We start from the raw sequence: 22376 nt of genomic DNA on the forward strand, positions 1-22376 counted from the left end.
TATGGCCGAAACCGATCCTTTCGACGCGATACGCGAGTTCGAGTTCGACGGAGATGCCTATCGGATGGCGGACCTCACCGCCCTCGAAGAGGCGGGACTCTGTGAACTGGACCGTCTCCCGGTCAGCATCCGTGTCCTCCTCGAATCCGTCCTCCGGAACGTCGACGGCGACACGATCTCCGCCGAGGACGTTCGAAACGTCGCGTCGTGGCAACCTGACGTGCCGGACGTCGAACTCCCGTTCACTCCCTCACGAGTCGTTCTTCAGGACCTCACCGGTGTCCCTGCCGTCGTCGACCTCGCCGCGCTCCGATCAGCGGTTGACCGGAAAGGCAAGGATCCCGCGATCGTCGAGCCAGAGATTCCAATTGACCTCGTGATCGACCACAGCGTCCAGGTCGACTATTTCGGCTCCGAGGATGCCTACGAGAAGAACGTCGAACTGGAGTACGAGCGCAACGGCGAACGCTATCGCGCCCTCAAGTGGGCACAGCAGGCGTTCGACGACTTCCGCGTCGTCCCGCCGGGCACCGGTATCGTCCACCAGGTGAACCTCGAATACCTCGGGCAGGTCGTTCACGCCCGCGAGCGGAACGGCGAGAACTGGCTCCTCCCCGACACGCTCGTCGGCACGGACAGCCACACGCCGATGATCGGTGGCATCGGCGTCGTCGGCTGGGGCGTCGGTGGCATCGAGGCCGAAGCCGCGATGCTCGGCCAGCCCATCACAATGAAGCTTCCCGAAGTCGTCGGGGTCCGCCTTACCGGAGAACTCCCCGAGGGTGCAACTGCGACTGACCTCGTGCTTCACGTCACCGAACAGCTTCGCGAGGTTGGCGTCGTCGATCGCTTCGTCGAGTTCTTCGGTCCCGGCGTGGCGAACCTCACGGTCCCCGACCGGGCCACTATCGCGAACATGGCCCCCGAGCAGGGATCGACAATCTCGATGTTCGGCGTCGACGAAGCGACGCTCGACTACCTCGAACTCACGGGTCGTGACGAGGAGCACATCGAACTCGTTCGCGAATATCTCGACGCACAGGGACTGTTCGGCGAGCAGAACCCCGAGTACACGGAGACGGTCGAGCTCAATCTCTCGACGATCACGCCGAGTCTCGCGGGACCAAAGCGACCCCAGGATCGTGTCCCGATGGACGATATGAAGACCCACTTCCGGGGGCTGGTCCACGGCGAGTTCGAAGACGAACTCGACGAACTCGACGAGGACGCGCTCACCCGCTGGCTGGGAGAGAGCAGCGTCGCCGCCGACCGCCCCGACGCCGACCTCCCGGAACCGGACGTGGGCGAACTAAACGACACGGTCGAGGTGGATCTTGACGGCGAAACAACCGAAATCAGGCATGGGAGCGTCGTCGTCAGCGCCATCACCAGCTGTACGAACACGTCGAACCCCTCGGTAATGCTCGCCGCAGGCCTGCTCGCCCGCAACGCCGTCGAGTACGGCCTGGATGTCCCCGAGTACGTCAAGACTAGCCTCGCGCCCGGGAGCCGCGTCGTCACCGAATACCTCGAAGCCTCGGGATTACTGCCGTATCTCGAAGACCTCGGCTACAACGTCGTCGGCTACGGCTGTACGACCTGCATCGGGAACGCCGGGCCACTCCCCGAACCCATCGAGCGCGCCATCGACGCCGAGGACCTCTGGACGGCGAGCGTCCTCTCGGGCAATCGGAACTTTGAGGCGCGCATCCACCCGAAGGTCAGAGCGAACTACCTCGCCAGTCCGCCGCTCGTGGTCGCTTACGGGCTGGCCGGTCGGATGGACATCGACCTCGACACGGACCCGCTTGGCACCGACGGGGACGGCGAGCCGGTCTACCTGTCGGACATCTGGCCCGACGCCGACGAGATTCACGCGGCAGTCCACGACAGCGTCGACGCCTCGATGTTCGAGGAGAAGTACGCCGAGGTGTTCGAAGGCGACGAACGCTGGGAGGCCCTTGACGCCCCGACCGGCGACGTCTACGAGTGGGACGACTCCTCAACGTACATCCGCGAGCCGCCCTTTTTCAAGGACTTCCCGCTGGAGGAGCCCGGTGTCAGCGACATCGCCGACGCTCGCACCCTGATGCTGCTCGGGGACACCGTCACCACCGACCACATCAGCCCGGCCGGACCGTTCTCTCGGGAGCAGCCCGCCGGCGAGTGGCTCGTCGACCAGGGTGTCGAACCTCACGAGTTCAACACCTACGGTGCCCGCCGGGGCAACCACGAGGTGATGATGCGCGGCACCTTCGCCAACGTTCGCATCGAGAACGAGATGCTCGACGACGTCGAGGGCGGCTACACGATTCACCAGCCGACGGGCGAGCAGACGACCGTCTTCGAGGCGAGCCGCCGCTATCGGGAAGATGATACGCCGCTGGTGGTGTTCGCCGGCGAAGAACTCGGCACCGGGTCGAGCCGCGATTGGGCCGCAAAAGGGACTGACCTCTTGGGCGTTCGCGCAACCATCGCGGAGAGCTACGAGCGCATCTTCCGTGACAACCTCGTCGGCATGGGTGTCCTCCCGCTGCAGTTCGCTGACGGTGACTCGTGGGAATCCCTCGGTCTCGACGGCTCGGAGCGGATTGAGATTCGTGGCCTGGACGACGGCCTGAACATGAACGACGAGTTGACCGTCGTCGCAGAGCGGGACGACGGCTCGACAGTCGAGTTCCCGGTCACGGCACAAGTTGGGACGCCTGCGGCCGTTCGATACGTCAAAAACGACGGAATCCTGCATCTGGTGCTCCGTCGACTACTCACAGAGGAGTAGCCGACGCACTGCGAACCAAATCAAGCAGTTTGCTCCTTTAAATCAAAAGCTCTGGACTCATCGAAGGCTAAGGTACTACGAAGCTGAGCTTCGAGAGAAAGCTGTTTGTAGCTACTGTTTGGGCGCGACTCGCTTCAGATACTTTGAGATCGAGAAACTAGGAGGGTAGTGATTCTGGCCATAGAAAGAAGAGGAAAGAAAACTGTGTCATGCCTACGTCCGCTCGAGTTCCACTCGATCTGGGTCCAAGTCAACACCTACCTCGAAAATCCAGACTACCAGTCGATAGGCCGCACTCTCGGCTTGATTCACCCCTGAACGTATTTCGGAGGAGTACCGTGTTAAGGAGACGATTAAGGGCGTTTTGGGCGTAGATGTCGGTATGGCAGCCCAACCACCTCACCAAACAACCGTAAACGTAACGACGACAGAGGCACCTGCCGAAACGATTATCGCTGGATTCTCGGCATACGGCCTGGCCGGCCTGACTGCTGCCGATTACCTCGTCACTCAGCTCGGTCTCGAGGAAACAGGATACGTCACGATAAACGCGCTGCCGACAATCACGCCGTTCGCCGATGGCTCCCCACGCCACCACACTCGATTATATTCCCGATCCGATCTCGACGTGACGGTCCTCGTCAACGAACTACTCGTTCCTAGATGGGCGGCAGATCCGTTCGCATCGGCTGTCATCGAGTGGTTGCACGAATACCGCGTCGACGAAATCAGTCTTTTATTCGGGATACCTGTCGTTCACCAACCGGGGGAACACGACGTATTCTTCGTCGCGACTGACGACTATCGAACACACCGCCTGGTAGAGACAGACCTCGCTCCGATGGGTCGTGGCTTCCTTGAGGGCATCAATGCGAGCCTCATCGAACATGGGATGGATACGTCGTTACGAGTCGGGCTACTCAGTACGCCCGTTCACGAGGAGGTCCCGGACGTCGAAGCGGCGATCCGTCTCGTTGAGGCCGTTGACACCCTCTACGAGCTAAACGTCGACACGAGTGAACTCGAAGCGTTTGCCGTCAAGATAGAAGAGTACTATCAGGAACTATCCGAGCGCGTCAAAGCGGACGAAACAACGCAATCACCGGCTGATGGGATGTTTATGTAAGAGTCGACACGAGCCGTTCCATTGATTTCACTCGACAGTGAGCATTCCGGCATACCACTCCGCGTGGTCGAAACCACAATGTGGGCACACAAACCCCGAGTGATCTTCGTCTTCGTCCGTGGCCTCGAAGTGGTGTGAACAATCCTGGTTCTGGCAATCTCCGGTGTATTCCCGTTTGAATCGCTGCTCTAGTTCAGTGTGGTGATGTTCGAGTAGATGCTGACGTCCCTGTTCGTTTCGTTCATCCTCGGTTTCTGTCTCGATTACCGTATCACAGTACATACACTGCCAATTCATATTGAAGCGTACGCCGACCCGTCTCAAAGATGTTGTGTGGGCGGCTCGTCTGGCTTTGATTCGGGACAGACAACCACCTGAATCCTCAGTAAACTCGGGAACACGATAGCGATTGACGCACCAGCGGAGTCGCCAGAGCCGTGATCATTACGTGATACCTCTTCACCGACTAACGCGGATATATAGAGTCTTCGTCAACTTCGTTCGTTCAACCAAGAAGTGAGTTCCGAGACTGTCCCCGTCAAATAAGCCGTTCCCCATATCGCAACGACGAGCCCGCCGACGGTATCGAAGACAAGATCGAGCATCGTGTCGGTCAACCCATACTGAATGAGTACATCTTCGCTTCCGATGACGACTGCCAGTTGCCCTGCGAGGAATTCGAGCACCTCCCAGAACACACCTGCAGCCAGTACGAACAGCAAGATGAACACGAACATCAGCCGAGAGGGAATCCACACATCAGGAGTGTACTCACTGACCGCACGTACGGTCGTGTAGCCGACTGCTGCGACGACGGAGGAAGAAAGCGTGTGGGCAAGTTTATCCCACAACCAAATCGACTGGTACGGTCCTAGGGCACCAACAGCGTGAACGACGACGGCTGCGGTAATCCAGAGCACGAGCCCCGAGTCCATGGGAAGACCGTAGTCCCGTTTGAGTAACGCGGGAAGCTGCGTCACGCCAAAGCCCAGTGCACTGTTGACGATAACGCTCGTGTCTCCTCGAACGCTTCCAACGACGAGTATGCCAAGAAGAATCATCTGCAGGAACCGGACGATTAGTCGTTCATGAGATTCAGATATCCCCAGTCGGTCACGAAATCGGACGAGAGATCGAGTTGGCTCAGCTCTCGTGTACGGAGGTCGGATGCCGGGGCAACACCGCTGATATAGAATGGTAATGCGACGAAAATACAACGTGAACAGGAGGGCACTTCCGATCCCGGCGACCGTCGCACCAGTGAAGTGGAGCATGAGCGTCTGTAAATTCGGAATGAAAAACGTCCCGAAGAGCTCGTCAGCTACCCACTGGATGACCGCCCACAGACCCGCCGTAGCTAATGTGATAATGACGACGAACGAGACCGCGAACCACTCGTTCATTCGAACGGCTGTAAACACGTGGAGTTCGACAGCGATGAGAAGGGCGAGTGCTGCGACCGAAAGATGTGACGTGAATAACTGAGCTGAGCCCCCCGAGATCACTAATCGCCCTACGAGGGGTAGCGTGACTAGCAACAGTACCTCCCACGGTAGCATGACGCTGGTTCGTCGAAAGAACAGCGGTGGAACAGCTGCGATTCCCAGAATCAGCATCGCAAATCCTGTCCAGAGGAAATCGCCTGATACGAGACTGTTGCCGGCGAAGATACCGACGCCGAATAATAGGCTCCACGAGAGTGCTGCATTCGTGCGTGCACTCCGTAGTAACGCACCTATTTTCCCGGTCTGATCCATGCACTGTTGTTCATCTATCAGGACCATTTGTCTTTTCACCCCTAGAGCGTGTCATAGAAAGCGTCACTTACGAAGCGGCAGGGTGCGCGAAGTGTGTCCAGCACAAGCGCAACCCTGCAAGACGTAGCTTCGGTAGACGACTTCTTGAATGCGGCGGCGACCGAGACAGTCCCGCTGTTCGAACACCTTGAGTTCGAGTTTCTGCTTGAGTACGACGTGTTCGCCCCCGACGAGCGGGGGCGAACACGAGTGCATCAGCCACCCGATCTCTTTCGGGGGTTCCTCCACTGCTACTACGAGAACGTCTACGGCACACGCCCGGTAACGCGAGAACTCCAGCACAGCCTCGTCTGGTACTACTGCGGACTCGACAAACCGCCATCCAGAGACACTGTTGACCGGTTTCTCACCGATCTCCAACACGTGATCGACGATGTCTTCGGCAGACTCGTGGAGCAGGCCGCCGCCCGCGGCCTGCTCGACTCCACGTACTCCATCGATTCGACCCACATCGAAGCGATCCAGTACAACGACGCAGCCTCGTGGAACTACGATCCGACAGCCGAGGAGTACTACTACGGCTTCGGCTGTACGATCGTCTCAACTGGCTCAAAGATCCCGATAGCAGCGGAATTCACACAAGCAAAACAAGCCGATCAGGAGACGGCGATGCGCGTCACACGTGACGCGCTCGCCGTCGAAACACCGATTTGGATGCTTGGAGACAGCGCCTACGACATCCTTGACTGGCACGACCACCTGCTGGCCGCAGGGGTCGTGCCGGTCGCTCCGTACAACCCACGAAACACCGACGATCCGAAAGATATCGAGTACAGGATCGAAGACCGCATCGAGAAACACAGCGAGGACATCCAGCTGAAGCAATCCATCTTGGACAAGACGTACAACCACCGGACAGGAGTCGAACGAACCAACGACGCAGTCAAGGACTGCGGCCTCGGGCACGTCCGCGCCCGAGGCCGCGTCCATGCACGAACAGAAGTGTTTCTTGCGCTTTGCCTACGGCTTGTCGTTGCAATCACCAACTACGAGCGAGGAAACGATCCGGGCTGTGAGAAGCTATGAGATTGATTCTATGACACGCTCTACGTCACCAAAATCGGACGTATGATTGCCGGACTTATCGTACACAGTTTCGGCACTGTAAAAATCGCGTTCCCTGAGCCGGGCTACTATCTCTTCAGGAATCCCGTCAGTTCCGTTGATATCGAGAATCAGCAACCGGTCAGTGAAACTCTTCGCGAGGAACGCATCATCTACCGTCTCGTGTGTCCGAATATCGGCGACCAGTTCCCGAATTTGACGCTCTCTATCGGTCACTTTGAACAGTTCCATCTTCAGAATCATAGTGATTCACGTGAACATGTTCGTACGACGAGAACTTACCCGCGAGAAATTGTATCGCGGTATTTGATATGCGCAATTTGGATTCGTCCAGAGCAGCCCTTCTCAAGTCTCAAGCGCCGGAATTCGGGGCCTAATCGTTTGAGTACAAGTGCGTACCCCTCTCTCGATAAGCGTATTTGTCTGATCAATATCCCACAGACGAATAGAACTCTATCCTTGTCCTCGTTCCTGCATTCGACGGTAATCAGCCCAGCTGGTCGACTTGCGATGACAGATATCACTGGCGAGTGTTACCATTTTCTTTGAGTTCAACCTGCAGAACTTGCCAGAGAGTCTACTTAATAAGGCTAGCCTCCAAGACTGTCCTAATAGCCTAACTTGTTGGTCTAACTTGTTAGTGTAACTGCTTAGTCTAACTAAACAGTATAATTGGTTAGTGTGTGCCGTGCGTCTGACTGGAGATTATAACCAGTGAGGCCAACTGGTTAGATATGCTTGCGTACACGATTTACTCCGAGGCTGGCGGCGTCGGCAAGACGACGCTCGCTGCGAGCCTCGCGACGGCGCACGCGGACCACGGTCGAGACGTTCTGGCGATCGATCTGGACCCACAGCAGGGCTCGCTAACCTACTTACTCGGAGTCGATGCACCTCGGGGCGACGGCGATGCCGACAACATTGGGCGCCACCTTATCGACCGACCCCTTGGCGAGTTTGACGACCTCGTCCACGAGACGGGATATGGATTCGACCTCGTACCGAATCACGACATGCTCGAAAATCTACCGAGCCTGCTCTCCAGAGCTGAGGAGATGGCCGAGGACCTCGGCGAGTACTTTTCGCCCAACGAACGGCTCCTAGAGGTCTTAGCTGAAGCTGGAGTGATGGATGACTACGACACTCTCATCATTGACCCACCAGCGACCGCCGGACCGCACCTCTACAACGCTATTCATGCGACACGATCGTTGGTCGTGCCGGTTGAGCCCACCGGCAAGGGCATACAGTCCGTTGAAGGCCTCGAAGACGTCGTCTTGAATCTGAGCGACTCGCTCGATATCGACGTTGGTGTGTTGGCCGTCATCCCGAACGGTATCGGCTCGACGAGTGACCAGGCGAAGTACCTCGAGCGTATCCGCGACCTCGGTTTCGACGCGCCAGTTGCGATTGCCGACCGATCCTCGCTGTTCGAGGGCTGCTGGGACCAGCAGTACCCCGCGTCACATTACGTAAAACAGGTCCGCTCAGCCTACGACTATGAAGAAGAAACGTTAGCACAACTCGAAGACCTTGCGACGCACGTTGAGGAGGTGGCGTAGATGGCTAACGGCATGAAATCTGGTTCTGGCGAGGACCCGTTCGCTGACGTTGAGACTGGCGGCAGCAACGACGCGTCCCGCGGTGATGAAGAGTCTGGGTCTGAATCTTCGGCCGAGTCTACTGAAGCTGTTGTTGACGAGGTTGAGGAGGGCACCGGAAGCAGTGGTGGGTCGACAACGGATTCGAACTACCCGTGGCTGTTCACGCGCTCGAACGCAAAGGATGGCCGCGAGATGGTCCAGTTTTTCCTGCAGCAGGAGACGCAAGCGAACGAGAGCCACGCTCAAGCCGATCTTGAAGCGATGCTTGGCGAAGAGCCACTGGTTCTAGACATCCGCGAGGCTGCCTACCAGGTTGCCCTTGAGCAGCATCTTGAGGACGTTGCCACTCAGTTACGGGAGTGGGGTTATGATGCGAAGTAGCGAGATGCTCCGGAAAACCAGACCAGTCTGTTGAACGGTCCATCAGCTGTATCGGGGATACAGTTGATACGGCCACCTCTCCAAATCCACAGAAACAGTAGCTAGGCCCGGCTGTCTCAACCACGTCACTGGCTTCGACTCCCACTTAGCGGTCGTAGTTCGCTTCAAGCGAATTTCCGCTTTTGATATATCAATATACCATTTATAGTTCGTGGATTGCGCGTACCAGCCACTCTAACATCCAAATTCGGCATTTCGGTCGAAATACAGAGTGGTCGTGATTACTCCAATAATCACGACCACTTTCAAGTACCCCGCCGCTGTCGGGCACGCACGAATGATGCAACGGGCTCAGGACGCTGCTTCACCCAGCTAGAGCCGGCAAGAACAGGATTCGGAATTTCTCTGGATCTTCTCAGCTGAGTTCGAGGTGATACCGAAGAAATACGTTCAATATAGAACGAAGGACCTCAATCTATATTAAGACAAAGTGCGAACGATGTTGTATGACCGACGACGAATCAGACTCCGAGAGCATGATGGACCGCCACACCACGGGTGAAGACCGTGTACGGATGGTCGCACGCCAGCTTTCGGAGCCGCAGACGGCAAACTGGATCGCCTCCGAAGCTGGCTGGTCACACGAGCCCACTAAGCGCGTACTTGCACGGCTCGTCGACGACGGTATCCTCCACCGTGACGAGAGCGGTGCCCACACTACGTACTACCCTGATTACCGCCAGCAGGCAATGCAGGAGGCGATGCGCCTTCGAGACAGCGGCCATACTGTCGAGGAGCTCACGGATCGGCTCGCCGAGATGAAAGCACAAATCCGAGATTGGGAGGACACATTCGGCGTCGAATCACCGAATCAGCTGCGCGGGACCCTCGCCGACGAGACCCTCGACGGCGAAGCGGAAGACCAGCGGCGTGAAATCGCTCGTGAGTGGGAACACCTGCAGCGGCGCATCGAAATCGTCGGCTTCGCCATCCGCGAGTGGGACTTCCTCGCCCCAACGACAGACCCTGCCGAGGCTAGCAGCTAACGGATGTCGGTCCCGCATCCCGGAGGCGATCCAAACGCGAACCTTTACGCCCAACTGAAGCGGGACGTCCTCGGCCGCGTGCCACAGATTACGACGGTCGAGTACGTTCCGGACGATATCGAGGCCAAGCAGCTGCGGGCGAGTTTCGACCCGGACCGTCTTGACCCCCCAACAGCCCCTGAATCGCCGGAACTGACCATCAAATGGTACCGGCAGGACCCGCACGACTGGTTTCGTATCAACTACACCGACCCGAACACGGGATTTCACGCCGGATGGCACCAGGACGAGGACCACGCCGATCTTGGACGGACGCATTTCCAGTACTCATCCGGCGATGAGGAGGATCGCTGGGGAATCGCGTTTAACCAACAGACTCCCTCCCTGATTCTCTGGGAAATCGTAGAAGATCTCCTCGAGGAAGTCCGTCCGAACTACCAGTACGCGAATGAGGAAGCATGACGCCGGAAAATACATCTGGTGAACGTACCGGGCGCTCACTCACGGATTCGTTCGACCGATACCTCCAAGACAAAGGAAAGGGCCGTGGTGGCGATGGTGGGAACTATCGACGAAACGCCGCTCGCGAGCTCGAGCGATTCACCGAGTGGGCCGCCGGCGAGCGCGGTGACGATGACTGGAGCGGAATCGTCCCCGATGAGGTCGACAGGGAACCGACCTTCGCGGACCTCGACGAACGCGTGTTCCGGGCGTACGCCCGTCATCTGACCGGCGACCGTGGACTCAAGCAAAACACCGTCCAAACCTACTATCGATATATCTCCGCGTGGTGTGGTTGGTGCGTCAACGAGGGGTATCTCGAAGCACACTACGCGCAGCGAGCGAGTGCGATGGCTCCACTCCCCGACGATGACGGTCGCAAACCCGGCGACCAGCAGGCCTGGACGACCGAACAACGGCACACTCTCACCCGGTACGTCGACGAGCGCGCTCGCAACGCCATCGAAACGTACACCACCCTGCCAGCGGAGACCGACTCCCTCGACAAGCAGCGAACACGTTACATGGCCCTGAAAGCGGCGCGGGACCGGGCGCTCGTTTTCGTACTCGCCTATACAGCTGTCCGTGTCGGCGAGCTACTCCGCGACCCGGACGACCCTCGCCGGCGAGGGGTCCGATGGGACGAAATCTCGCTCGAAGATGGCAGTATGGACGTCTACCGGAAGAAACAGCAGTGGGACGCCGCGAGCCTCCCCGACCCGGTGTTGTCTCCGCTGCGAAGCTATCGCAAGCTGATGGACCCGCCAACGGAGCGGTGGCCGGTGTTCCCGACGTTCGACCAGCGGACGCTCGCGACGCTGCTGAAAGACGAGCTGGCCGACAGCGGACTCAGACCGGACGCTATCGACGAACAGCGTGACGAGTACGCTCGCGACCTCTTGCTGGCGCTTGCAGAGGACATCCGACCACCGTCAATGACGACGGATGGGGCGCGGTCGATCCTCCAACGACTCTCTGCGGACGGGGAGGTCGACATCGACCATCCTAAGCACGACTATCTCGCTCCCCACGGTGGTCGCCGTGGAATGGGTGAGGTTCTCGTCAGAGCGTTCGGCTACACCGTTGCAGCTCGGTATCTCGATAACTCCGAAGAGATGGTTCGAGAGGGGTACTCACACATCGAGGCGGGTGAACTCGGTGATGTCGCGACTGAGGCACTAGAAGAAATTGACAGGCGTATCGAGTAGCACTGGTGTACTCGCGCATGGCCTCGACGAGCAGGTCAGTTCAGTCTTTCCCCATCAGGTCGGCGGTAGCATCCAGTCGCTCGACGAGACACTTCAGGAATTGGAAATCAACACGGCGCGGCTCGTCGGTACCCATCTCATCACCATCTCTTCTACGTCGGCACCTCAGAGTCTGTGAACAACCGTTGTCCCCCGACACACCTATCACGCTGACCTGAGACACCTTACCCGTGCACGCAGCCCGGACCGAGTCCTCAGGAACGTGGCATCTCGTGGGCAGCCGTGGGTGTGGAGCCGACCCGGACGGCGACGCGGTTGAGGGCCCATGGGCGACGATTCGCGATCACGTCGACCGCAGCGAGGGTAGTCGCTGTACCCGATGCAACTGGCCCCCGGCTCGCTAGACGGGACGTGCCCACGTATCGGACGATGGGCCTATTTGAGGTGAGAGCTGACCAGCTACGGCCCGACAGCCGACCAAGGCGAGGTAGTCAGTTTCACCGCACCACACAGTCACCCACTACCGGACATTATCTCTTCCAGCCCTTCCGGCTGGCCTACACCAACCACGCTATCGAATATCCTCGAGGGACGTCGTAGAACTTAGCCAGCAGGGTCACCGCTGCCGCCGACGGCCTCTCGTGAGACCAATAGGAACGATAGGACAAACGACCCCACAAACAGCACTGGGAACGTGCGAACCTGCGTCAGCGGGTCCGGTGGTGTAACGAAGGCCCCAACCACAAACGCCAACAGGACAGCCACCGAGTATGCCGTGACCAGCCGTTCGCGTCGGTCAGCTGGCTGTGAACGTGCCTCCCAGTTGTTTCTGACGTAGCGGACCCACACGTAGTAGACGAGCCCGTAGCCCGAAGATAGCATGACGAATGTCCACAGCGCCGAGCTATCACGCGCCGCTGCCTCGGCACGAGCCCAGTAACCGATTGCAACAAGATTCCCGACCAAAATGACTAGCGTCAGAGCGAAGGTAGCACCGAGCAGAGGTGTTTCGACGAGAGACGAACCGAACTGCACGTCTGCAACTGCTTACTGGACAGTCATAGGTTTTCGGTCCGGGTACCAGCAAACGGCTCTGTTGAAATCCGCTGGAACTGATAGAACCAGCGTGCGAGATACAGAGGATGTAGTCATCACAGGAACTGCGTCATTTTCTACAGCGTATTTCTGAATAAGCCGTGCGAACAAACGTGCGTATTAACTTGGCCTTGACGTAACAGCCGCTCAAGAGATAGTTCGCAGCGGCCACAGCGGCCCAAGCACGGTGAACTGTCAGGCTAGATGGCCGAATTTTATATTCAGTGACGATTCTGGTTGCTAACATGGTAGCTAAACACCTCGCACGCCGAGAGTACCTGACTGCCGTCAGCGCTCTCGGACTTGGGGGCATAGCTGGCTGTTCGGGCGACCAATCTTCTGCTCCGACGGATGGTGAGAGCACTCAGACGGGCGAAGGCGACAGTACACCGGAGCTACAGGGCGCCGCAATGTTCCAGTACGACCGCGCTAACACTGGCCACAGCAGCGAGCAAACTGGTCCGGGTGGCTCTGGCACCGCGCAGTGGACGTACTACACGGGCGCCGAAGTGGAGTCCGCACCGGCAGTCGTCGACGGAACCGTCTACGTCGGCAACGCTGATGGGGCTGTCTGCGCAATCGATGCGAGCGATGGCACCGAACAGTGGACGTACGAGACGGGAGATGACGTAGAAACCTCTCCGGCGGTCGTCAACGGAACTGTCTACCTCGGGAGCAACGACGACACGGTCTACGCGCTGGACGCGGCCGACGGCGCCGAACAGTGGACCCTCCAGACTGGCGGACGGGTACAGTCTTCCCCGACGGTCGCGGGTGGGACTGTCTACATCGGGAGTGGGGACGGCAACGTCTATGCCTTTGGCGCAAGCGACGGCGCCGAACAGTGGCGGTACGAGACTGACGCAGGTGTGTCAGCATCGCCGGCAGTGGTCGACGGCACCGTCTACGTCGGCAGCGAGGGGAGCACCGTCTACGCGCTGGATGCAGAGGATGGTGCGGAGGAGTGGACGTATGACACCGGGAGTAGTGTCCACTCATCGCCAGCGGTAGTCGACGGCACCGTCTACGTCGGCAACGACGACGAGACGCTCTACGCCATTGAGGCCACTGACGGGACTGAACGGTGGCACTTCGACACCCGCGCAACTATCTACGCTTCGCCGGCGGTAGCCAACGGCACTGTCTACGTCGGGAGCCTGGACGACCACGTCTATGCGGTCAACGTGACAGACGGCACCGAACGATGGCAGGCCGAAATGAACGGGAACGTACTGTCCGCTGCAGTAGTAATCGACGGGTTCGTCTATGTTGAGGACGGCTGGGAAAATATCTACGCTCTGGATACGACCAACGGCTCCTCACAGGCCGTCTACGGCACTGGGGAAGACCCCGCATCGCCGGTGGTAGTAGACGGGACCCTCTATGCCGGGAGCGGGGATGGCGTCGTATACGCTTTTGCCGAGGAGTAACGCGGCGCTCTGAACGGACACGGTATCCGTTTCCTTTCTGCGTGTTCCGCATCCGCCTTCTCTGAGAGGCGATACTATCCGGGCGGTGGCTTTACTGCTCGCTCAGCGCGTACAGGTTCTCATCGACACTGAGGTAGAGTGTTCCATCGACAACTGTCGCTTCCAAGTCTACTCCGTCGTTCGTTTCGTAGACCCATTGTTCACTGCCGTCATCGGTGTCTAAGGCATACAGATTGGTGTCGTTGCTTCCGATGTAAACCGTGCCGTCGGCGACCACCGCCGGCGCATCGACGTAGTCGCCAGTCTCGTAGGACCACTGTTCAGTGCCGTCGACAGCGTCCAGCGCGTACACGTTCCCGTCCCACCCTCCGACGTATATCGTGTCGTCCGTCACAGCCGACGATACCGAGCCCCCTGTCTCGTAGGACCACTGTTGGGCGCCGTCGGCCGCGTCCAGCGCATACACGTTCCCGTCCCAGCTCCCGATATACACCGTCCCGTTGCTCACAGCAGGTGCCGCTCCAACCTCGTCGTCCGTCTCGAAGACCCACTGTTCGGTCCCATCGGCCGCGTCCAGCGCATATACGTTTCCGTCGTACGCGCCAGCGTAGACGGTCTCATCGGCTACCGCTGGGACCGAGGTACCCCCGCCAGTCTCGTACGACCACCGTTCGGTGCCATTGGCCGTATCCAGCGCAGAGATGCCGCGTCCACCCTGGACGTAGAGAGTCCCGTCGGCTACCGTCGGCGACGATATCGCTGAGACTGCCGTGCTCCACTGCCGGGTGCCATCACCCCCATCCAGCGCGTACACTGTGGTAACGACACTTCCCCCGGTGAGCTCCTCTCCCCAAACATAGACGGTGCCGCCATCGACTACAGGCGTCGACGCTGCTTGGTCGCCTACGCTCTGTGTCCACTGCTCGGTCCCGTCGGCTGTAGCCATCGCGTACACGGTTCCATCAAATCCGCCCGCGTAGACAGTCCCATCGGCCACCACGGCGGACGACGACCATCCATCCGTCTCACGACGCCAGTGCTCCGTGACTGCCTCTTTCGGACCCGTTTCATCCGGCGCAAAACCTGTGTTGGCCGCATTGTATTGGAACTGTGGCCAGCTACCTAGGTCCCCGGCCGCTGTCTCCGTTTCAGTAGTCTCCTCGGTCTCGGTGCTGTCACCCACGCTGTCCTGGCTGGCACAGCCAGCCAGGGCAGTAATTCCGAGTGCCCCAGCGGCGCCGATTAATTCTCTCCGTGTGGAGATTCTTTTGTTCATATATATATTCATACTCACCTACAAAAATAATATTGTTGGAATATATAGAAATAGCGAAATATGAGATTATCAGCCAGAGTTTACTGCGTACTGATTCGTTCACTTCTTCACCTGTATTGACCGAATAGCAATCTCACGCACCCAGTTAGTTTCTGCCAGGGTCTCCTATGAGTTGTGGAAGAATGATAGTCTCGAGGACTTCGCGGCCATGCTCAATTGCGTCGTCATCGCCAAGGCACACTTTGTGCATCCGAGAGGTCGAGATAACATCGATAATCGCAGTCGCAAACGTATCTGCGTCCACATCTTTGAAATCTCCTTGTTCAATCCCTTTCTCGATGATGGCGACGAGAATCGCTCTGAGATGGTTGTAGTTCTGCAAGAGTAATTCTTGATGGCGTGGATAGTGCTGCGCCTGTGAGCGAAGTTCAATGAGAGCCGTAACGAACGCCCAGTGGTCGAAGTTCTCGATATCCGGTCCGTGGAAAAACTGCCCGATATAACTGTGCAGTTGCTGTTCGGGGTCGACATCATCTCCGACCGCGATGCCGCGTTCATACTCTTCAAGCAGATATTGAAGTACGGCCTCAATGAGGTCGTCTTTGCCGTCGTAGTAGTGGTTGATAAGCTGACGGCTTTTGCCGAAATAGTCGTCGATATCTCGCACCCGGAGGCGACTGTATCCGTGTTCACACAAGGCACGAGCAGTCGCTTGCATCAGGTCCTCGTAGGTATCCTCTGGAATCTCCGGTCTGCTAGTCGTCATGTTCAATTGGTATAAGCTGAGGAAGTTACTCCTGATAACGATGGGGGATAGTCAGCACCACATTCCGTGGGCAGATTCATCGGCTGCCTATACTTCCTCTGCGATTTCGTCCCATAACAGGGGATAGTCCTCGATTCGGTTCCACCCTTCCGACTCGATCACGTTCTCCTTGACGACCACGATATCGTTGAAGTACTGCTCTAATACGTCACGCTCCATCGCAAGCGGCGGCGAGCAGTAATCCTCCTCGACCCAGACGGCTTCCCCCGACTCCCGATCGAAACGTACGTTGTTCATCGATTTCGTCATTGCCCGACCGAACGGATTCATCTGTTCGATTTCACCATCGTCCAGCCGCCTGCGCAGCTCAGACAGCTGGTCGAATATCGGACGAGCACGAACGAATCGATACGCCATAGAGGAAGTACGGGTCGAGCGATAATAAGCGCGTGGCAGACCGGCGGATTGGGTATCCGAAACCGGGCATCCGAAACAGACTTTCACAAAATACATACGAATGTTTTCCGAACGGAAAACAAGAGATGTTTGGACAGCGAGTCCACCACCAGCAACAGCAAAATAGGGCAACGAGTTGGAAAATGGCGCTCCGGCGGTTCGGAGAGCAAAGAACTGAGTGATGAAGCTAGTAGTCTTCGGAGCCACCGGACGAACGGGACGGCGGGTAGTTGAGCAAGCACTCGAAGCAGGTCACGCGGTAACTGGGATCGCTCGAACGCCAGCAAAACTGAATCGCACGCACGAACGGCTCACGCTGGTACAGGGCGATATACTGGACTACGATTCGTTCGCCAGTGTGCTACAGGGACAGGACGTAGTGGTTTCCACCGTCGGTAAGGGCGCGGTCTTCGGCAGCGTCAAACTGTATTCCGAAGGCATCGAGAACGTCATCCGGGCGATGGAGGAATACGGCCTATCACGGCTTATCGCCATCACGAGTGGGGGTACCTATCCCGGTTGGGACGACAACAATTCGATATTCTACGAGTTGCTCATCAAGCGAGTCATCCTGAGAGGGGAGTACGCAGACATGAGACGCATGGAGGAACGCATCGCGGAGACAGACTTGGAGTGGACGATAGTCCGACCGTCTGGACTGAGTGACGAAGACGGAACCGGGGCGTATCATGTGAAAGTCGGCTACAGTCTGCCGGCGAGTAACACGACGAGGCGGGACGACCTGGCCGAGTTCATCGTCGACGAACTTGAATCCAACCAACACCCGCGACAGGGTGTCGCAGTCGTGAACATCTAATGTCTGCCCACGATTGCAGTCGTTCGCTTTCCCATCAGACTCCTGTAGTCAGCGGCCGGACGGGAGCTGTAACACGGTTTTCCACGTAGCCTTCTCGAAACGATTATCCCTGTTTACCACTTGGAAAACAGTGACGACCATATGACGATATACGAGAAGCCGACGCGACGGTCGAGGAAGACAGAATGAGCGGCGGTCCCGGCCGCGATCGGTCCGTTAATCTCGTTGATGGCGACTTAGTCAAACCGCTCGTCGTCCTCTCGATACCGATTGTCCTCACGAACCTCTTGCAGGTGGGCTACAATCTCGCCGACACCTTCTGGGTCGGTCGACTCGGCCAAGCAGCCGTCTCCGCACTCTCGTTTTCGTGGGCAATCGTCTTTCTCATCATCAGCCTCGCCGCTGGCTTCACCGTCGCAGGGACGGTACTGGTAGCACAATATAAGGGAGCGGGAAACAGTGATAAGATCGGTCGCGTTGCAGGGCAGACGATCTCGTTCATCGTCTTGCTTTCTGCAGTGCTATCAGCAGGTGGGTACTTCCTCGCCCCGAATATGCTGCAGTTAGTTGGTGCGGTCCCCGGAACAGAAGAGTTCGCCCTGTCGGTGGCGTACACCCGAACGATGTTCCTCGGCATCCCCTTTGTCTTCGGGTTCTTCATTTTCATGTCGCTGCTACAGGGGTGGGGAGATTCACGGACACCGCTGTATCTCATGTTCTTCGGTGTCGCCCTCAACGTGTTGATTGACCCACTCTTCATCCTGGGCTTTCAGGATAACATCCTCTTCAGCGTCCTGGGACTGGAGTCGCTGGAAGCGTCGCTGTATGCGGCGACGGGGTTCACTGGCTGGGGTGTCCAGGGGGCGGCGCTGGCGACAATTAGTTCGCGGGGGATCGGCGCCGTCATCGGTTTCTGGCTCCTGTTGTCCGGACGTGTCGGAATCGCCCTGTCGCTCGCCGATTTCAAACTCCGCTCCGAGACCGTCCGGAAGATAATCGAAATCGGAACGCCGGCGAGCATCGAACAGAGTACTATCGCCCTCAGTACGACCGTCCTGACGGCGTTGGTCGCCATCGCCGGTGCCGAAGCTGTCGCTGCGTACGGCATAGGTACCCGGGTCACGTCCCTGGTTGTACTCCCCGCACTGGGGTTACAGCGTGGGGTCGAGGCTGCTGTCGGGCAGAACCTGGGTGCGAACAAGGCGACGCGAGCAAAACGGGCAGTCTTTGCCGCTGTAGGTCTCACCGTCGCTTCGCTGATTGTCATGAGTGGGGCCATCTTCGTGTCTGCGGGCTCAATCGTCGACGTGTTTATCACTGGAGCGAGCGCCGCGGCAGTCATCGAACTCGGCACGGAATACCTCCGGATAGTGGGAGCCACCTACGCATTTCTGGGTGCGTTCTACATCATCCAGGGCGGGTTTCGGGGAAGTGGCAGTACGCGCACCGCGATGATATTCGCTATCCTCGGGTTCATTGTCTTCCGTGGCTCGCTGGCATATGTCTTCGTCGACCCACTCACGCTCGGAGCGACAGGTGTCTGGTACGGTGAAGCGGTAGCGAACGTGCTCATGGTATTCGTTGCCGGTCTATACTTCCTCCGAGGCAGTTGGCAGGATGGTGTCGTTGAGACTCCCTCCAGTGGCGTTCAACGGGATGATACGACCAGCGACGACAGTCAGTCCGTCCCGAGCAGTGGCGGCGAAGATTGAACCTTCTACTCCTGGCCACTCTTCGTAGGAGTTCTTGCTACAGTTCGGTTTTCCGACGCTGATAGCGGGAACACACCTCTCGAGAGAACATACGGTAGTCGAGGTGCTTGCAGTAAAGCAAGGGTTTAAATTCGTTTGCCACTTGGAAAACGACGGAGCGAAATCCATGTCCGATCACGAACTACCACCGCTGCCGTACGACTACGACGCACTCGAACCGCACATCTCCGAACAGGTGCTCACGTGGCATCACGACACGCATCATCAGGGCTACGTCAACGGGTGGAATAGCGCGGAAGAGACGCTGGCAGAGAATCGTGAGGAGGGAGACTACTCTTCGACGGCTTCCGCACTGGGCAACGTGACCCACAACGGGTCCGGCCATATCCTGCACGACCTATTCTGGCAGTCGATGAGCCCTGAGGGTGGCGAGGAACCCACAGGCGACCTAGCTGACCGCATCGAAGCGGACTTCGGTTCGTACGACGCGTGGAAGGGCGAGTTCGAGGCCGCCGCCTCCGCCGCTGGTGGCTGGGCGCTGCTCGTCTACGACAGCTTCAGCAACCAACTGCGCAACGTCGCGGTCGACAAGCACGACCAGGGCGCCCTCTGGGGGAGTCACCCGGTTCTGGCCCTCGACGTGTGGGAGCACTCGTACTACCACGACTATGGCCCGGCGCGAGGCGACTTCATCGACGCCTTCTTCGAGGTCGTCGATTGGGAAGAGCCCGCTGACCGCTACGAACAAGCCGTCGAACTGTTCGAATAGCGGGTTCACACGATATCTCGGTTGCATTCCGTCCGAGTGCCAATTGTCATGAATTTTTCCGTCTCCTCACAGTAGCCTGGCAGGAGTTGTTCGACCACTGTAGCTCGCGTTTTCGGTAGGAGCAACGCTAATATCCGGAGAGAATAGCAGTCCGTAATAAGACATCGAAGGGGCATCCAGTGGTGATGCCAACCACGGGTGCCCTTAACTACGATGTAGGCCGGCCGCCGGGGGATCGGTGGCCGTACATCCACGGCTGGGATGCGATTTACCATATGGCAAACAGAGATATAAGTTCATCGGCGGTCGACATTTCCGTCTAATGATTCGTTCGACAGGCGAGCGAGCGCCCTCAGCGCCCGTTGCGGGTTTTCGCCACCCAAACCGCCCGGCAGCGGCGGGGCGAGTGGGCGAGTGAATGTGATAGACTTGCTCTCTGTTCACCAATCGAACGAGTTCAGATCGAGCTGGTGTTGTCTATTGACATCCACCCACGACTGAAGTCGTGGGATTCCTCTCGCGGGAGTCTCAGTCGGTCTGAGACTCCCCGAGAGCGACATTCCCGCGCTTAGTGGTACTCTGGTCTGTATATTCCTCGTTGGCTGTTGTCTCCATGATGGAGGGCGGGCTCTGATGGTCCCGCCAATTGTCTTCGTCATGGGTCTGGGCACGTCACTTTTGTGCCTTCATCCGCTTCACACTGAGCCAGCTGAGTTTTTTCCTGATCAGTCTCGTACACTGTTACTGTAAGCGTCTCACCTTTGTCTATTGCATAGGGGATGGGGAAATTGAACGTAATACTACCACCGTTAGTTGAAACCCATCCTGCTCTTGGGTCCGCGTTCTTGTTGGCTTTCCCTCCTGGTTCGTCGTCTACAACGACGTAGACGTTGTCGTTTGACACTCGACCGAACTGGACGTTTTGAACGATGACCTCTCCGTCACGATGTGCCGGTGGCCAACTACTACCTGTGTCGACACTCCCGATTGACGCCGTCGGAGTGGCACCGGCAGGCACCTCGTACTCTGCAAGCATTGCGGTCTCATCGCCGTCGGGAGACTCCCAGATGAGACTCAGCGTCTCGTTGGCTTCAACATTGACCGTCGCCGAGTCACCCGCGGTGACATCACCTCCGTTCCATTCGGTGATACTGCCGGTAGCGATCTTTTCGAGTGCGGCGCCTGCGAACCGCAACTGGTTCCCATTCAATTGATCACCACTCTCATGCGTGACCTCGATATCTCCATCGTCCAAAATCTTGAACTCGAAACTCGAACTTGGGGCTGCACTATCTACGCCCTCCGCCATGCCTAGCGCGAACACCGATACGACAGTCCCCAGTATCACAACGACACCCACCATCAGGATAACCGAGATGACCGATGAGACGGCGTCGTTGGCACTTCGTATATCCCCGGCACCCATTACTTGATAGGTAATGGGATTATCTGCGTTTGAATCTACTGGTGATAACCAACGATGCTCGGAGTACCGTTGAGTATCCGCATGTGATGCCCATTTCATATCAGTCAGTGCCTAGTCCTGATCTAATAACTTGTTCAGGCCAAATTTCGATGATATAATCGAGCAGGCTGTGGCGGATACGCGCCCTCTATTCAGCAGTGCCTCCTCCAACTACTCACTGTCTGTCAGCAACGTCGTGACCGATACAGAGGTTGAAGTGGGCGATGGGACACACTGTGGTGTTCCGCTCGAGAAAAAACTAGCATACTGACACAGCGTAGAACGTCGGTGACAGGGCGTTTGTCCACGATAATCTACAGCTAGTATTTGACTGTTGTCGACGTCATTACATGCATGGCTACTATCCTTACCGTGTTTGGAACTGGCGAAGGACAGACCGCAGAGATAGCCGACAGCATCACGGCGGAATTCAGCGCCCGCGGCCACACGGCGACGACGGTGAACGTTGTAGATATCGATTCCGAACTCGATCCCGACGAGTTCGACGCGGTCTTGGTCGGCGCGTCGGTCCACTATGGGAGACAGCAGACATCAGTTAGGAGGTGGGTCAAAACGAACCGCGACGTGCTGGTGAGAAAGCCGAACGGGTTCTTCCAGGTCTCCGGTGCGTCCGGGGCGAAGAATGACGAGGGGCTCGCGGAGGCGACGGGATATCTCGACAAGTTTATCGACGACACGGACTGGCGGCCCGACAGGATCGCCCTCTTTGGCGGGGCACTCCGCTTCTCAGAGTATGGATTTCTCAAGCGAGCGCTGTTGAAATTCATCGTGAGGAACCAGGAATTCGAGACAGACGAGTCAGGAGACGCTGAGCTCACCGACTGGGAATCGGTCGTGTCGTTTGCCGATGAGTTCGCTGTGTTCGTTGAGGAACGGCTGGGCGAGGCGGTCGAAACAGACTGAGAACTGACCGATAGCAGTCGCTCGGTTGGCCTTCACGAACTGGCACCAGGCGGTCACTGCCGAGGCTTTCAACAGAGCCGCCAATCCCAGACCGAGATATGGCTAGCGCATAGCAGCTGATGTCATTTGTGAGTGAATG

General features: G+C 57.8%; 20 protein-coding genes. 13 read left to right on the plus strand and 7 right to left on the minus strand.

The window, feature by feature from the left end:
* Position 1 precedes the first annotated feature (1 nt).
* Positions 2-2779, plus strand: a complete 2778-nt coding sequence (gene acnA / locus NDI86_RS20260) for an aconitate hydratase AcnA (protein ID WP_310902082.1) — start codon at positions 2-4, stop codon at positions 2777-2779.
* A gap of 382 nt (positions 2780-3161) precedes the next feature.
* The gene (locus NDI86_RS20265) at positions 3162-3905 is read left to right on the plus strand and encodes a proteasome assembly chaperone family protein (protein ID WP_310902083.1); all 744 of its coding nucleotides are present in this window, start codon (positions 3162-3164) and stop codon (positions 3903-3905) included.
* Between the two features lie 491 nt (positions 3906-4396).
* Here the strand turns inward: NDI86_RS20265 and NDI86_RS20270 are convergent, their stop codons facing one another.
* Positions 4397-5662 carry a DUF2238 domain-containing protein gene (locus tag NDI86_RS20270; protein ID WP_310902084.1) on the minus strand — a complete coding sequence of 422 codons (1266 nt, stop codon included), beginning with the start codon at positions 5660-5662 and terminating at the stop codon, positions 4397-4399.
* A 93-nt stretch (positions 5663-5755) separates the two neighbouring features.
* Here NDI86_RS20270 and NDI86_RS20275 point away from each other — a divergent pair, with 93 nt between their 5' ends.
* Positions 5756-6748, plus strand: a complete 993-nt coding sequence (locus NDI86_RS20275) for a transposase (RefSeq protein ID WP_310902085.1) — start codon at positions 5756-5758, stop codon at positions 6746-6748.
* Here NDI86_RS20275 and NDI86_RS20280 read toward each other — a convergent pair.
* Positions 6743-7018: a hypothetical protein gene (locus NDI86_RS20280; RefSeq protein ID WP_310902086.1), complete on the minus strand. Its 276-nt coding sequence runs from the start codon at positions 7016-7018 to the stop codon at positions 6743-6745. The two genes, NDI86_RS20275 and NDI86_RS20280, sit on opposite strands and share 6 nt — an antisense overlap.
* Positions 7019-7521: 503 nt before the next feature.
* Between NDI86_RS20280 and NDI86_RS20285 the strand changes: the two genes are divergently transcribed.
* The 5 genes from NDI86_RS20285 to NDI86_RS20305 all read left to right on the plus strand — a co-directional run bounded on the left by NDI86_RS20285 (position 7522) and on the right by NDI86_RS20305 (position 11527).
* Positions 7522-8349, plus strand: a complete 828-nt coding sequence (locus NDI86_RS20285; RefSeq protein ID WP_310902087.1) for a ParA family protein — start codon at positions 7522-7524, stop codon at positions 8347-8349.
* A complete protein-coding gene (locus NDI86_RS20290; protein ID WP_310902088.1) occupies positions 8350-8772 on the plus strand; it encodes a DUF7970 domain-containing protein in 423 nt (140 codons plus the stop codon).
* A 506-nt stretch (positions 8773-9278) separates the two neighbouring features.
* Complete coding sequence (locus tag NDI86_RS20295) at positions 9279-9818, plus strand: DUF7342 family protein (RefSeq protein ID WP_310902089.1); 540 nt, start codon at positions 9279-9281, stop codon at positions 9816-9818.
* Between the two features lie 3 nt (positions 9819-9821).
* On the plus strand, positions 9822-10280 hold the full coding sequence (locus NDI86_RS20300; protein ID WP_310902090.1) for a hypothetical protein: 459 nt from the start codon (positions 9822-9824) through the stop codon (positions 10278-10280).
* Positions 10277-11527 (plus strand): phage integrase SAM-like domain-containing protein, encoded by a 1251-nt coding sequence (locus NDI86_RS20305; protein ID WP_310902091.1) that lies wholly within the window; start codon positions 10277-10279, stop codon positions 11525-11527. Before NDI86_RS20300 ends, NDI86_RS20305 begins: the two co-directional genes overlap by 4 nt.
* A 603-nt stretch (positions 11528-12130) precedes the next feature.
* On the opposite strand, the gene NDI86_RS20310 is transcribed toward NDI86_RS20305, so the two are convergent.
* Positions 12131-12562 (minus strand): hypothetical protein, encoded by a 432-nt coding sequence (locus NDI86_RS20310; RefSeq protein WP_310902092.1) that lies wholly within the window; start codon positions 12560-12562, stop codon positions 12131-12133.
* 305 nt (positions 12563-12867) lie between these two features.
* Here NDI86_RS20310 and NDI86_RS20315 point away from each other — a divergent pair, with 305 nt between their 5' ends.
* A complete protein-coding gene (locus NDI86_RS20315; protein ID WP_310902093.1) occupies positions 12868-14052 on the plus strand; it encodes a beta-alanine-activating enzyme beta-propeller domain-containing protein in 1185 nt (394 codons plus the stop codon).
* A gap of 91 nt (positions 14053-14143) precedes the next feature.
* Here NDI86_RS20315 and NDI86_RS20320 read toward each other — a convergent pair whose 3' ends face one another.
* The 3 genes from NDI86_RS20320 to NDI86_RS20330 all read right to left on the minus strand — a co-directional run bounded on the left by NDI86_RS20320 (position 14144) and on the right by NDI86_RS20330 (position 16511).
* A complete protein-coding gene (locus NDI86_RS20320; RefSeq protein ID WP_310902094.1) occupies positions 14144-15328 on the minus strand; it encodes an outer membrane protein assembly factor BamB family protein in 1185 nt (394 codons plus the stop codon).
* A 145-nt stretch (positions 15329-15473) separates the two neighbouring features.
* Entirely contained in the window at positions 15474-16094 is a 621-nt protein-coding gene (locus NDI86_RS20325; protein ID WP_310902095.1) for a TetR/AcrR family transcriptional regulator, read from the minus strand.
* Positions 16095-16181: 87 nt separating this feature from the next.
* A complete protein-coding gene (locus tag NDI86_RS20330; protein ID WP_310902096.1) occupies positions 16182-16511 on the minus strand; it encodes a hypothetical protein in 330 nt (109 codons plus the stop codon).
* Between the two features lie 220 nt (positions 16512-16731).
* Between NDI86_RS20330 and NDI86_RS20335 the strand changes: the two genes are divergently transcribed.
* The 3 genes from NDI86_RS20335 to sod all read left to right on the plus strand — a co-directional run bounded on the left by NDI86_RS20335 (position 16732) and on the right by sod (position 19848).
* Positions 16732-17367 (plus strand): NAD(P)-dependent oxidoreductase, encoded by a 636-nt coding sequence (locus tag NDI86_RS20335; RefSeq protein WP_310902097.1) that lies wholly within the window; start codon positions 16732-16734, stop codon positions 17365-17367.
* 185 nt (positions 17368-17552) lie between these two features.
* The gene (locus NDI86_RS20340) at positions 17553-19079 is read left to right on the plus strand and encodes an MATE family efflux transporter (protein WP_310902098.1); all 1527 of its coding nucleotides are present in this window, start codon (positions 17553-17555) and stop codon (positions 19077-19079) included.
* Positions 19080-19245: 166 nt separating this feature from the next.
* Positions 19246-19848, plus strand: a complete 603-nt coding sequence (sod, locus tag NDI86_RS20345; RefSeq protein WP_310902099.1) for a superoxide dismutase — start codon at positions 19246-19248, stop codon at positions 19846-19848.
* Positions 19849-20503: 655 nt separating this feature from the next.
* Here the strand turns inward: sod and NDI86_RS20350 are convergent.
* A complete protein-coding gene (locus NDI86_RS20350; RefSeq protein WP_310902100.1) occupies positions 20504-21274 on the minus strand; it encodes a type IV pilin domain-containing protein in 771 nt (256 codons plus the stop codon).
* A gap of 393 nt (positions 21275-21667) precedes the next feature.
* Between NDI86_RS20350 and NDI86_RS20355 the strand changes: the two genes are divergently transcribed.
* The gene (locus NDI86_RS20355; protein ID WP_310902101.1) at positions 21668-22237 is read left to right on the plus strand and encodes a flavodoxin domain-containing protein; all 570 of its coding nucleotides are present in this window, start codon (positions 21668-21670) and stop codon (positions 22235-22237) included.
* Positions 22238-22376: the final 139 nt, after the last annotated feature.

Source organism: Haloarcula onubensis, assembly GCF_031624605.1.
GTDB classification, from domain to species: Archaea; Halobacteriota; Halobacteria; order Halobacteriales; family Haloarculaceae; genus Haloarcula; species Haloarcula onubensis.

Excerpts from the sequence above, each read along its gene's own strand:
- NDI86_RS20280 (WP_310902086.1), bottom strand. The coding sequence starts at position 7,018 with ATGGAACTGTTCAAAGTGACCGATAGAGAGCGTCAAATTCGGGAACTG.
- NDI86_RS20325 (WP_310902095.1), bottom strand. The coding sequence starts at position 16,094 with ATGACGACTAGCAGACCGGAGATTCCAGAGGATACCTACGAGGACCTG.
- NDI86_RS20330 (WP_310902096.1), bottom strand. The coding sequence starts at position 16,511 with ATGGCGTATCGATTCGTTCGTGCTCGTCCGATATTCGACCAGCTGTCT.
- NDI86_RS20290 (WP_310902088.1), top strand. The coding sequence starts at position 8,350 with ATGGCTAACGGCATGAAATCTGGTTCTGGCGAGGACCCGTTCGCTGAC.
- NDI86_RS20305 (WP_310902091.1), top strand. The coding sequence starts at position 10,277 with ATGACGCCGGAAAATACATCTGGTGAACGTACCGGGCGCTCACTCACG.
- NDI86_RS20265 (WP_310902083.1), top strand. The coding sequence starts at position 3,162 with ATGGCAGCCCAACCACCTCACCAAACAACCGTAAACGTAACGACGACA.
- NDI86_RS20315 (WP_310902093.1), top strand. The coding sequence starts at position 12,868 with ATGGTAGCTAAACACCTCGCACGCCGAGAGTACCTGACTGCCGTCAGC.
- NDI86_RS20295 (WP_310902089.1), top strand. The coding sequence starts at position 9,279 with ATGACCGACGACGAATCAGACTCCGAGAGCATGATGGACCGCCACACC.
- sod (WP_310902099.1), top strand. The coding sequence starts at position 19,246 with ATGTCCGATCACGAACTACCACCGCTGCCGTACGACTACGACGCACTC.
- NDI86_RS20355 (WP_310902101.1), top strand. The coding sequence starts at position 21,668 with ATGGCTACTATCCTTACCGTGTTTGGAACTGGCGAAGGACAGACCGCA.
- NDI86_RS20335 (WP_310902097.1), top strand. The coding sequence starts at position 16,732 with ATGAAGCTAGTAGTCTTCGGAGCCACCGGACGAACGGGACGGCGGGTA.
- NDI86_RS20340 (WP_310902098.1), top strand. The coding sequence starts at position 17,553 with ATGAGCGGCGGTCCCGGCCGCGATCGGTCCGTTAATCTCGTTGATGGC.
- NDI86_RS20285 (WP_310902087.1), top strand. The coding sequence starts at position 7,522 with ATGCTTGCGTACACGATTTACTCCGAGGCTGGCGGCGTCGGCAAGACG.
- NDI86_RS20350 (WP_310902100.1), bottom strand. The coding sequence starts at position 21,274 with ATGGGTGCCGGGGATATACGAAGTGCCAACGACGCCGTCTCATCGGTC.
- NDI86_RS20300 (WP_310902090.1), top strand. The coding sequence starts at position 9,822 with ATGTCGGTCCCGCATCCCGGAGGCGATCCAAACGCGAACCTTTACGCC.
- NDI86_RS20320 (WP_310902094.1), bottom strand. The coding sequence starts at position 15,328 with ATGAACAAAAGAATCTCCACACGGAGAGAATTAATCGGCGCCGCTGGG.
- acnA (WP_310902082.1), top strand. The coding sequence starts at position 2 with ATGGCCGAAACCGATCCTTTCGACGCGATACGCGAGTTCGAGTTCGAC.
- NDI86_RS20270 (WP_310902084.1), bottom strand. The coding sequence starts at position 5,662 with ATGGATCAGACCGGGAAAATAGGTGCGTTACTACGGAGTGCACGCACG.